The organism is Nostoc sp. (assembly GCF_036917135.1).
Lineage (GTDB): Bacteria > Cyanobacteriota > Cyanobacteriia > Cyanobacteriales > Nostocaceae > Nostoc.
Map to the genome: position 1 here is coordinate 1 of NZ_JBALEA010000058.1, position 12,100 is coordinate 12,100.

A 12,100-nucleotide genomic window follows, 5' to 3' on the forward strand; every position below is an offset into this window, starting at 1 on the left:
GGATTAGTTAAAGCAAGGCGTAAGCGTCATCGAGACATTGACGCTTACACCCAACAAATTTGGGCTTTATCTTCTTAAGTTGACACCAATGGGCAATGCCGTGCCCCTACGGGTGTAAATCACTAGCTATAGTTAAGAACGCCGCACATTCAAGCAACACCATTCTTTTCGTTTCCACAGGGTAGCGACGACCCAACCATTTTGTTCTAAAGCGTCAGCAACAGCTTTAGATTGTTCTAGCAAAATACCACTGAAGATCGCCCAAGTTTCAGGTTTAGCGATCGCACTCATTTCTGGAACCAATTCAATAATTACATTCGCCAAAATATTGCAGACGATACCATCTACTGGTTTCTCAACTAGTTTTGTCAAAATGTCTACACTTCCCCGTGCAGATAGTAAACGTTCTGGGCTAATGTCGTTTAGAGCAGCATTACTAATGGTTGATTGAATCGCCAAAGGGTCAGTATCCACTGCATAGACTTTCTCGGCTCCCAGTAGCAGCGCCCCAATAGAAAGGATACCAGAACCACAGCCAATATCGGCAATTACCAGATGTTCATGTTTACCACTACTACCGACAAAAGACTGAGGAACTCCACTTAGCCGCATTTCCAGGGATTCCAAACATAGCTGAGTGGTGGCATGGTTGCCCGTGCCAAATGCTACACCAGGATCAAGACGAATCACTAACCGTTCTGTTTTTTCTGGTAATGGTAGCCACGCGGGGTTAATTAAGAAGCGATCGCCTATTTCTTGCGGATGCCAATATTGTTTCCAGCTAGTCGCCCAATCTTCCTCATCAATTAACTGCCATTGCAGGGAGGGAGATGAAACCCCTATACAGAGGGCATCTTGACGCAGCCACAGTGACAGCGCAGCCAAATCTAGTAGCTGTATTTCAATTGTCGGCAAGTAAGCTCTGATTAAAGATGAATTTCCTTTGTTTTCACTAGCTGTACCACGACAGCCAAAATCTTCCAGTCGCCAAAAGATCGATTCTTCTAGGTCTGGCTCACATAAAATTTGTAGTTCCCACCAGGTGTTTGCCATATAATTTTAGATTTTAGATTTTAGATTTTAGATTGGACTAGGTAATGGTTAATGACCAATGGGAAAAACAATGAGCAATTAGCCATTACCAATCCAAAATCCAAAATCGTCCGACTGAGCGACTTGCCTTGAGCGTTCGCGTAGCGTCTCGTAGAGAAGCCGAAAGGAGCCGAAGTCCGAAATCCAAAATCAAAGTGTTACCGTATACGCGTCCCGAATCCCCGGGACTTTGATAATTTCATCCAAAATGCCCTCTGGTAAAGGGTCATCTATACTCAGAGCCATTACAGCATCACCACGGACGATTTTACGACCTACTTGCATACTGGCAATATTCACATTAAAACTGCCGAGTAGAGAACCAAGTTTGCCGATAATCCCCGGCATATCCCGGTGTAGGGTAAACAACATATATTTGCTGGGTGGGACGTTAATCGGGAAACCATCAACGTCGGTGAGGTGGATTTCCCGCTCACCCAACAAAGCACCTGTTACCGAATGAGTACCTAAAGTACCCGTGGCTTCGAGATGCAATGTGCCGGCATAGTCTCGAATGGAAGCATCGCGGGTTTCAATTACCCGGATTCCGCGTTCTTTGGCTTCGATGCTGGCATTTACGTAATTTACTCGTTCCCGCAAAGCTTGATAAAGTAGTCCTTTCAAGGCTGCGACGATCAAAGGCTGACTTTTGTTGGTTGCGAGTTCCCCTTGCAGTCGAATATTCAGTACTTCCACCCGTCCGCCAGCTAGCTGTCCTACCAGATTACCGAGAGTTTCTGCTAGTTGCATATAGGGTTTGAGTTCTTCCAACACGTCGGGGCCGAGTCCGGGAATGTTAACGGCTGAACGCGCGGGTAGTCCTAAAAGTACATCCCGAATTTGTTCGGCAACATCAATGGCCACATTCACTTGAGCTTCGGCGGTAGAGGCTCCCAAGTGGGGAGTGAGGATGACTTCTTTGCCTAGCGATCGCAATTCCGATTCACCCAGTGGTTCCGACTCGAACACATCTAAGGCTGCACCCCCGATTGTACCCGCTTTCAGAGCTGCTGCTAAAGCCACTTCATCAATGATGCCACCACGAGCGCAGTTGATAATCCGCGCTGTGGGTTTCATCTTTGCCAAAGTTGTGGCATTGATTAAATGGGTGGTTTCTGGGGTTTTGGGGATGTGTAGGGTGATATAGTCTGCTTGCTGGAAGAGTAAATCTAGCTCAACTAACTGACAGCCAAGTTGTTCGGCTCGGTCTGTTGAAATAAAAGGGTCATAAGCTAGGAGTTTCATCCCCATTGTCTTCGCTACAGAGGCAACATGGGAGCCAATTTTACCCAAACCGACAACGCCGAGAGTTTTTTTGTAGACTTCCGCGCCGACAAAGCTATTGCGATCCCACGCACCGCGCTTCACCGAAGCGTTAGCATCGGGGATGTGGCGAGACAAAGCCAAAATCATCGCTAGGGCGTGTTCGGCGGCGGCAATTGTATTTCCCTCTGGAGAATTGACTACCACAATTCCCCGGCGCGTGGCTGCGGGAACATCCACATTATCCACACCCACACCAGCACGACCGATAATTTTTAACTGGGTGCCAGCATCAATAATTTCTTGAGTGACGCGCGTACCAGAGCGAATCATCAGCGCGTCATACTCACCAATAATTTCGATCAGTTCTGCTGGTTTTAGACCTAGTTTGACATCAACGGTCGCAACTTGCGAAAGAATATCAATTCCAGCTTGGTCAATAGAATCGGAGACAAGAACCTTAGACATGATTATTTCATTTAAAGCTACAGGCTTTGCTGCACAAGACTTTTTAGTTTAGTCTTTATCTGTCGCAATTCAGCAAAAATTATTCGTTTGAATATCGACTTAACCTTAACTTACACTATCTGGTGGTAGTATCAAAGCATGATTTGCTCCCGGTGGGTACTGCCTCGTAAGTATTTGAACATGAGTGGCTGTTTGTACCACCGTGTCGCTAAATATAGAGCATGAATAGCACTAAGCACCTATTATATTTATTAAATAGTTAAGAGTTAGCAAAATTTTATCGGCTGAAGTAAGTAGAGCGGCGTGAATAATTCAAGGTTTGTAGTGAGGACTAAAGTCCTCATTTGAGGGCTGAAGCCCTCACTACGAACTAATTTCAAGATTTTTACATTTCTTAATGTACTTTGATTTATTCACGCCGACTTACTTAACTTACTTGGTGAGGTAGAAACCTCTGTATTCTTGACTGGGCTGCAACTTTACGGAGATCCAAGAAATAAAATGCCCCTAGACATCTCCAGAAATTAAATATGCGTTACCCAGAACCCTTGTAGAGACGTAGCACTGCTACGTCAAAACAATTCTTTTTCGGAGATGTCTCCTAGTTAGCTTGCTTTAGTTGGTCAGTTAGGGCGTAATTGCAAGTTATTGGTGGGGACAAGCATTAGCCACAGAATTTATTTCTTAGAGTTCCCTTAGCTAAGGCAATGCTCTGCACAACCATAAAACGAGCCAGTAACTATTCTATCTGTCGAATCTTGGCTGTTTCTCGATACCACAAAAAATTATTTTTTTTAAAAAGTAGCACGCAAGTATTTTAACTAGAATTATATTTTAAGTAATTCAATAAGATTGAAACTAAAGATAAAAATATTTCTTTCCAAAGATCGCCCCAAAAATTTGGGAGAACTAGTGGAGAAATCTATCTTTAGAAATATATTTTTTGGTTTTATTTCTTTTTGAACAACAAAGTGAACGAAGGCAGATACCGATAAATAAATAAATAATGATGTAAATAATCTTGTATGATATTTACATTCAGCTTAAAAATAAAAAAACAACAATAAATAAAAAATGCCTAGACTCGTAGGACAGCGCTCTAATACTGGAGCAAATATTACCGTTTTTGTGATCCTAGTCGCCACACTTGGGGCACTTTTTGAATACTTTGGCGTGATTGATATAGTTCCCGGTTTTGGACGAGAGGGGCGATATTTTCAGCTTAAAGGTCAAGCAACCAACGAACAAGTAATTCAACAACCAAATCAATAAGAATAGGAGGGATAGATAAATGCGTAAAGGTAGTGATGTTATCGATAAAGTGGTCGTCACCTACGACACAGGTAAGAAAATTGTCCGAATTATAGATTTAATTTTTGATCAGAAACACAATCAACTTTTGGGTTTTCTAGTTGCAGAAAAGGGACTGTTTCGAGATGCAAGAGTGATTCCACTACAAGAGGTGCAAGCGATCGGGTCAGATGCAATCGTAGTTAAGTCGAAAGAATCTGTTGTTAAGGCACATCGTCTCCCTGTAATTAAAGAGATTCTGCACCAGAATATTGTCCTGAGAAAAAAGAGAATTCTGACTACTGAGGGACTCGATCTCGGTGGATTGGTCGATTTGTTCTTTGATGAGCATAGTGGACTAGTAGAAGGATACGAAGTTTCTGGTGGTGTATTTGCCGATGCTTACTCAGGGCGATCGTTCGTTCCTGCTGGCGAAGCCCTGAAAATTGGTTATGATGTGGCCTTTGTACCTCCAGAAACTGCTCAAATGATGGAAGAACAGGTTGGTGGTATCCGAGGAACCGTTCAGGCAACTGGAGATAGATTGCAGGACTCGGCCCAAACTACCAACCGCAGACTGCAAACAGCAGCTCAAAGCGTGAATGAACAGCTGCAAAGCTCGGTAGAGAGTGTGAACCGGGGGCTACAGTCAGCAAGCCAAAATGCAGGTGAGCAATTCCTTGCCGTAAGTGATGCTACTAGCAGCAAACTGCAAGACCTCAATCGAGATGCAACAGCCTCCTTGACAAACAATTTGGCTGACCCTGCCGATCAAAAGGTATATGTTATTGGCAAGTATATTGAGCGGGATGTGCTGACTCCAGACGGGAATGTACTGCTACTAGAGGGGCAGGAAGTGACGCTAGTGGATGCAGAAACAGCCGATCGCATGGGTATCCTTGATGAACTTTATCGAGCCACGGGTGGCAGTCTGACTGCAAACATCAGCCGCAATTTGCAAGCAGCAACAGAATTTACTAGCAATCGAATTGGCAGCGTAACTCGCAGCAGTGGCGCGAAGGTGCGTGACTCAGTTGATTCGCTGGCAGCGCATCTGGCGATCCAGCAGGCAAGAGGGCGCAGAGTTGGGCAAACAGTCCGTGCTGACGATGGCTTAATTCTTGCGGCATCTGGGCAGATTGTGACGGAATCCCTGCTTGCTCGTGCCCAGACTTACGGTAAAGAAGCGGAATTGCTAAACTCTGTCGGTCTGACTCCAGCAACCGCAGTCCGTTCTAGCGCCAGTGACAGATGGCTAGAAAACAAAGTTCAACTGGGCAATCAAGCAAGCATCGCTCAACAGAATCTCAACACTTTCTGGCAAGCCTTGAAAGCGAATGCAGAAAAGTTACAAGGACGCAGCACACGGGCAATGAAGAAGCAACGGATTGAACAAGCCCTAGGTCGTCCAGTTACCCGTGTCATTCTTGACCCAGAAGACAACGTGATACTTAATGTAGGTGAATTGATTACACATTGCGCCGTCAGTCAAGCTGAAAAAAGTGGAGTTCTGAATATCTTACTGAGTTCGGTCTATACTAAGGAGCCAGAAATCTCTGACAAGGAGTTACGTGCCTCAGAACATGGAATGGCAGCCTTGGTGCTTCATGGTAATGGGCGATCGCAACTTGAATCCAAATCTATCTTGTGACTTGGTGCATAACAGAACAAAAATATACGCTAACGATTGATTCCTGCGATCGGAATAAAATTTCTACTTTCTTCAATACCTCATAACTGAACAGCCCATCGTAGACATTGCTAGCAGATAAGTCGCTATAATTCTGGTGAGCCAAATAGAGCCAAATATCCTTTGAGTTTTGGGGAAACCAGCCATGTTAGAGTACAACTTGCCAAGGTACTTGCCCTCAGCCGAGGAACTACCAGACTCTGATGAAATGCCTGTGGATAATGAACTGCAAGAATTAATACCAGGCTTGCTGAAGGCGATCCTGCTGATACTTTGGGCAGAACGTATGGACTGGCTCTTTGCCATAGACATGGGTATTTATTATCACCCAGATAAACCGCCCATTGTGCCAGATGGCTTTTTGAGCTTAGGGGTAGAGCGGTTTTATGATGAGGAACTGCGTCCCAGTTATGTGCTGTGGGATGAAAATGTTGTACCGATTTTCGTACTAGAAGTAGTTTCCCAAAATTATCGCAAGGAATACACGACTAAATTGGCTGAATATGAGGCTTTGGGTGTACTTTATTACGTGATTTATTCCTCTCGTCGCCGCCGCAAACCGCATCTGGAAGTACATAAGTTAGTTAATGGTAAATATGAATTGCAAGAGGGAAACCCCCTTTGGCTACCAGAGATTGGCTTAGGAATTGGTTGCGAAAGGGGAAATTATTGCGGTGTAACGCGGGAATGGATGTATTGGTATGATGAGCAAGGACAACGCTATCTCACGCCCGCAGAACAAGTAAAACAAGAGACATTACGCGCTCAACAAGAGACATTACGCGCTCAACAAGAAGCACAACGCGCCGAACAAGAGACACAACGCGCCGAACAAGAAGCACAACGCGCTCAACAAGAAGCACAACGCGCTCAACAAGAGACACAACGCGCCGAACAAGAGACACAACGCGCCGAACAAGAGACACAACGCGCCGAACAAGAAGCACAACGCGCTGAAGTTGCAGAACAACGGGTGCAACAATTGACAGAACAATTAAGAGCGCTAGGAATAGATCCAGATAATCAGGGTTAACTGAAATATTGTGTAATATTTTCAACAAGACCAAAAAAACTGGTTTTTCAGATTTATGTATTTGTCATAAGTCCAGTTTTTCTACCAAAAGCTGTCAGTAAAGAAAAACTATTGCTTTTTAGGAATAACGTTTCTGATTCCACTTTTTGCGCCAACACTATCACCTTTGTAACGAGGGATGAGATGAATACTGGCATGCATAATATTTTGACCGGCGGCTCGATTGATATTCATTCCTATATTAAAACCATCAGGTTCAAATTCTGCTTTGAGAATTTCTTGTACTTTGTTCACCATAAACCAGCAAGCAGATTGCTCCTTGAATGGTAGTTCAAAATAATTGCTAACATGACGTTTGGGAATAACTAAAACATGACCTTTACTTATAGGATAGCCATCAAAAACTGCATAAGCAGTTGCTGATTCAGTTAATAGTTTGAGATTTTTATGAGGATTACAGAATATGCAATAATTAGATGAATTTCGCTGATGATTATAGTGAACATACTCATATAATTCTCGATTTTCATCTAAAAAAACCGAAGTAAAAGGAAGTTTAATAATACACTGATAGGTAGGTTTTTTGTGAACATAATGTTCTCTAAAACCTTCTTTTTTGATATCTCTTCTTACAGCATAATAAGCTTTGCCTCCTGGTTTCAATAAGTGTGATACTTCCATCAAAACATTAGTTTGTTCTTCGTTAAATAAAACATTTAAAACATAGAAGCAAATTATTGTATCGAATTTATTCTGAGGATATTCGGGAAAATAATAAGGATCATAGCCTGTAATATCACAACCTTTTTGGCGCAGTATTTTAACATCATTACCAAAGCCACAACCAAAGTCTAGTATTTTGCCTTGGAGAAGGTTTTGATTTAATAAAAACTGTGCCGGAAATGATAGATAACTTCTGTCGATCGCAGTCAGATGGCTGAACTGATTTTTTTGCTGTTTCATGGAATTAATTTTGGTGCTGATGTCCCAAATTTATTATTCCCAGCATTCCTTGAGGTTATGCGATGTCTACGATGGTCACTGAGCCCTTCGACAAGCTCAGGGTAACACTTGCCGAAATGCGGGCTACGCCTAAGCATCAGGGTCAAGACCTAGCTCACGTAACTTAGCTGCTAATATATCAGCACGTTGCCTTTCGTGTTCAGCGCGTTGACTTTCGTGTTCAGCGCGTTGGCGTTCTTGTTCAGCACGCTGGCGTTCTTGTTGGGCTTGTTCGCTGCTCCACAATAGCAAATTTCCTTCTCTATCCCACCAGCGTAGCCAATTCATCGTTTGACATAATCTTTCACCTTCCCAAATTCCAAGAAATAACTCTAACTCAGGAATCCAAAAGCGTCCATTGGTATCTGCTTGCGGCAAAATATATTCTCCATTTTGCAAACACCTTAGTTCTAAACTAGGTTCGTAGGGATCGTAGGTTACGTAACTTGGAACTTGGAGAATCTTTTCGTAATATATAGAGTTTACCGTAGGGTGGAGTTGAGCGGACTGATAGTTCTCCCCCTTCTGTGTCTGAGAGAAATTCCATTACCACAGCCACAGCAGCGCCTTCTAAATTCGGGGTATAGCTGCGACGAACTACATTTGTTCCTACAGATTGTACTTGAGGTACGTAAAACCAATCAGGGGCTTTGACAACGATTTTTTTGTTGACTGTGGCTACAAGTCCAAAATTAGAGCCAATGAGCATCTGAGGTTGGATGCGTTCTGTGCTTCCCAAAGCATCGGTAAGCGCAGCCGCGATCGCAGGTTGTTGAATATTTTCTACTGGATCATCAGGTAAAATGAAGTCGGCTGGAAGTGCTTCCCAAGTAACAGTTGGTTTTTTTTGGATGGGGTTAACTTGTAGAACCATAAAACTACTCCTAAATGCACAGTATATTAGTTATTCTAAAGAAATCTTCAGCCAGCATCGCTTTTAAGCTAAAAACCTAGTAATCTGGAAATATTTCTTTGAGAGGTGTATATACTACTTGTAGTCAAGCTCTTAGCAGGCGTGAGTATTATGGTGGAATGGTTGATTGGCTGGATAGCAAGCAATGCTGTTGGACTCCTAGTTAAGACTATTCTCAACAAAGAGTTTGCACAGGATTTAGCAAATGATTACGCCAAAGACTTTTTCAAAGACCGCTTCAACAACGTCGGGACATTACTATTTGTAAAGGAACCACTTCAGAAGGCTATTATTAAGGCACTGAAGGAATTTTTGCAAATAGTGGAAGAGGAGTTAAGGTTTCGCAGAGTATCTGACGAAGACATTAAGAAATTTGCTAAACCACTCAAGCAATTTATATATAACAAATCTGTTAAAGAAATCCTGGGTAAGGCTTTTGACGCTGATTGTGATTCTCTAGACTATCAAAGGCTTGCAACTATTTGGAATCATTCTGAATTACCAACTATGCCAGCTAAGTTTAACTGGCAATTAGTAACAGATAATTATTTGAGAAAATGTCAACAGCTTCTCTCGGAATCAGAAGATTTACGTAATATTCTCATCTTACAAAAACTTGATGATATTCAAAAAAACGATACTATTACACCAGATTTTAATTTACTACAATATTTAGAAACTATTCGGGAACGTTACGGCAATTTGAAGTTAGATAGTTTAGAAAATACAGCCCGCGAACATCCGGTAAATTTATGGCAAATATTTATCCCGCAAAATGTGCGTCCAGTTTATCAGGTTTTACCAGAACTGCCTAAAGAACATCTTCGTAGGCTACAAGAAAGTAACCAATTAGATGCGGAATTTGAAATAGAAAAATTTCAAGAAGAAACAGAACGTTATCAACGCAATTATTTTGAACAGCCAATCCGTTCAGTATTAGATGTTATCCGAGATCAGCAACGCAAGAATTATCTAGTTATTTTAGGCGATCCTGGTTCTGGCAAGTCTACATTATTGCAATATCTAGCGTTGGATTGGGTAGAAAAAACTCTCGATCAGAAGGATTATAATCTGCCAATTCCTTTGCTGATTGAATTACGCAATTATCAGCGCGATCGCGATGCGGGTAGTTGTAATAATTTTCTCCAATTTTACCATAATAGTCCCAATTGTTTTTATCACCTCAATCAGCATAAATTGCATGAGCAGCTAAAGGCTGGTAACGCTTTAGTCATGTTTGATGGTTTGGATGAAATCTTTGAACAGGCGAAGCGGGAGGAAGTAATTACCTGTATTCATCGCTTCACTAATGAATATCCCGATGTACAAGTAATTGTCACTTCTCGCATTATCGGCTATAAGCAGCAACAATTGCGAGATGCAGAGTTTCGCCACTTTAGGTTGCAAGATTTAGAACCAGCACAGATTCAAGATTTTATTGAACGTTGGCATGATAAAACTTTTAGCCAAGCCGAAGAAAGAGATAAAAATATCAAACGAGAGCGTCTACAAAAAGTAATTAATGAATCAAAAGCAATTGCCGAACTAGCACAAAATCCTCTGCTGTTAACCATGATGGCAATTCTCAATCTGAAGCGAGAATTACCTAGAGATAGAAGTGAACTGTATAAAGAGGCTTCAGAGGTTCTGCTGCATAATTGGGACGACGGACGCAATTTAAAGCCGGATGAACGTCTGGAAATTATTTATTATAAAGATAAACAGGCAATGTTGCGTGAAGTTGCTTATCGAATGCAAACCAGTGAAAAAGGTTTAGCTGGCAACATTATCAATGCGGATGACTTAGAAGAAATCTTCATTAAATATCTGCAAGATATACCAGTGAGTGATGCCAGAGATAAAGCCAGACGGTTGATGAAACAACTGCGCGATCGCAACTTTATTTTATGTTTCTTGGGTGCAGATTACTATGCCTTTGTGCATCGGACTTTTTTAGAATATTTCTGTGCTTGGGAGTTCGTCTGGCAGTTTGAGAAGGAACGCAAAATTACAATTGAGTATCTTAAAACTGAAGTTTTTGGCAAACACTGGCAAGATGAAACTTGGCATGAGATATTGCTGTTAATTACGGGAATGATTGAGGCGAAATTTGTTGGTGAAATTCTTGATTACTTAATGGTGCAAGATGGGGAAGAGGAAAAGTTTATCAACCTGTTTTTAGCGGCTAAGTGTCTTGCAGAGGTGAGAAATCGCTTAGTGATTGTGTCAATGGCTAATGAATTACTTGATAAGCTAAAAGATTTAACTAAATATGACCTTTGGTACTATTACGAATCATATCAATATGAAGAAACTAAGTTAGTTCAGGAAATTCGCACTCAAGCAGTTGCAACAATCGCTGCAATTTGGAAAGATAACCGCGATACTTTACAGTGGCTCAAAGACCGCGCCACTGATGATCGTGATGGGAATGTGCGACGTGCAGCTATCCAAGGATTAGCCAGCAATTTTCCAGATGACCCAGACATCAGCTTGTTTCTGCAAGACCGTGCCAACACTGATAATGATGGGAATGTTCAAATTACAGCTATCCAAGGATTAGCCAGCAATTTTCCAGATGACCCAGACATCCGCTCGTTTCTGCAAGACCGCATCACTGCTGATAATCAATGGAATGTGAAACTTGTTGCCATCCAAATATTAGCCAGCAATTTCAAAGATGACCCAGACACCTGCTCGTTTCTCAAAGACCTCGCCACTGCTGATAATGAAGGGAATGTGCGAGGTACTGCCATCCAAGCATTAGCTAGCAATTTCAAAGATGACCCAGACACCCGCTCGTTTCTGAAAGACCGCGCTACTGCTGATAATGAATGGTTTGTGCGAAGTACTGCCATCCAAGCATTAGCTAGCAATTTCAAAGATGACCCAGACACCTGCTCGTTTCTCAAGGATCTCGCCACTGCTGATAATGAAGGGAATGTGCGAGGTACTGCCATCCAAGTATTAGCCAGCAATTTCAAAGATGACCCAGACACCTGCTCGTTTCTTAAAGACCGCGCCACTCATGATGATGAGAATGTGCGAGGTGCAGCCATCGAAGCATTAGCCAGCAATTTCAAAGATGACCCAGACACCTGCTTGTTTCTCAAAGACCGCGCCACTCATGATGATGAGAATGTGCGAGGTGCAGCCATCCGAGCATTAGCCAGCAATTTCAAAGATGACCCAGACACCTGCTCGTTTCTCAAAGACCGCGCCACTCATGATGATGAAGGGAATGTGCGATATGTAGCCATCCGAGCATTAGCCAGCAATTTCAAAGATGACCCAGACACCTGCTCGTTTCTCAAAGACCGCGCCACTCATGATGATGAAGGGAATGTGC

Annotated in this window: 7 protein-coding genes and 1 pseudogene; 4 read left to right on the forward strand and 4 right to left on the reverse strand. The window is 42.5% G+C overall.

What is annotated here, in order from left to right; translation table 11 throughout:
- Positions 1–132: 132 nt before the first annotated feature.
- Positions 133–1,053, reverse strand: coding sequence for a 50S ribosomal protein L11 methyltransferase (gene prmA, locus V7K50_RS17145; RefSeq protein ID WP_334962030.1), 921 nt, complete (start codon positions 1,051–1,053; stop codon positions 133–135).
- Positions 1,054–1,242: 189 nt separating this feature from the next.
- Positions 1,243–2,823, reverse strand: coding sequence for a phosphoglycerate dehydrogenase (gene serA / locus V7K50_RS17150; RefSeq protein WP_334962032.1), 1,581 nt, complete (start codon positions 2,821–2,823; stop codon positions 1,243–1,245).
- A gap of 1,074 nt (positions 2,824–3,897) precedes the next feature.
- Between serA and V7K50_RS17155 the strand changes: the two genes are divergently transcribed.
- The 3 genes from V7K50_RS17155 to V7K50_RS17165 all read left to right on the forward strand — a co-directional run bounded on the left by V7K50_RS17155 (position 3,898) and on the right by V7K50_RS17165 (position 6,836).
- Positions 3,898–4,095: a hypothetical protein gene (locus tag V7K50_RS17155; protein WP_334962034.1), complete on the forward strand. Its 198-nt coding sequence runs from the start codon at positions 3,898–3,900 to the stop codon at positions 4,093–4,095.
- 19 nt (positions 4,096–4,114) lie between these two features.
- Positions 4,115–5,764 carry a PRC-barrel domain-containing protein gene (locus V7K50_RS17160; RefSeq protein WP_334962036.1) on the forward strand — a complete coding sequence of 550 codons (1,650 nt, stop codon included), beginning with the start codon at positions 4,115–4,117 and terminating at the stop codon, positions 5,762–5,764.
- 184 nt (positions 5,765–5,948) lie between these two features.
- Positions 5,949–6,836: a Uma2 family endonuclease gene (locus V7K50_RS17165; protein WP_442944613.1), complete on the forward strand. Its 888-nt coding sequence runs from the start codon at positions 5,949–5,951 to the stop codon at positions 6,834–6,836.
- Positions 6,837–6,944: 108 nt separating this feature from the next.
- Here V7K50_RS17165 and V7K50_RS17170 read toward each other — a convergent pair whose 3' ends face one another.
- Positions 6,945–7,799 carry an HIT family protein gene (locus tag V7K50_RS17170; protein WP_334962038.1) on the reverse strand — a complete coding sequence of 285 codons (855 nt, stop codon included), beginning with the start codon at positions 7,797–7,799 and terminating at the stop codon, positions 6,945–6,947.
- Positions 7,800–7,928: 129 nt separating this feature from the next.
- A pseudogene (locus V7K50_RS17175) lies at positions 7,929–8,712 on the reverse strand (Uma2 family endonuclease).
- 105 nt (positions 8,713–8,817) lie between these two features.
- On the opposite strand from V7K50_RS17175, the gene V7K50_RS17180 reads away from it, so the two are divergent.
- A partial coding sequence (locus V7K50_RS17180; protein ID WP_334962040.1) for a HEAT repeat domain-containing protein occupies positions 8,818–12,100 on the forward strand: 3,283 nt, incomplete at its 3' end.

What these genes read in the sequence shown, in the direction of transcription:
- prmA (WP_334962030.1), bottom strand. Translation starts at nt 1,053, where the DNA reads ATGGCAAACACCTGGTGGGAACTACAAATTTTATGTGAGCCAGACCTA.
- serA (WP_334962032.1), bottom strand. Translation starts at nt 2,823, where the DNA reads ATGTCTAAGGTTCTTGTCTCCGATTCTATTGACCAAGCTGGAATTGAT.
- V7K50_RS17155 (WP_334962034.1), top strand. Translation starts at nt 3,898, where the DNA reads ATGCCTAGACTCGTAGGACAGCGCTCTAATACTGGAGCAAATATTACC.
- V7K50_RS17160 (WP_334962036.1), top strand. Translation starts at nt 4,115, where the DNA reads ATGCGTAAAGGTAGTGATGTTATCGATAAAGTGGTCGTCACCTACGAC.
- V7K50_RS17165 (WP_442944613.1), top strand. Translation starts at nt 5,949, where the DNA reads ATGTTAGAGTACAACTTGCCAAGGTACTTGCCCTCAGCCGAGGAACTA.
- V7K50_RS17170 (WP_334962038.1), bottom strand. Translation starts at nt 7,799, where the DNA reads ATGAAACAGCAAAAAAATCAGTTCAGCCATCTGACTGCGATCGACAGA.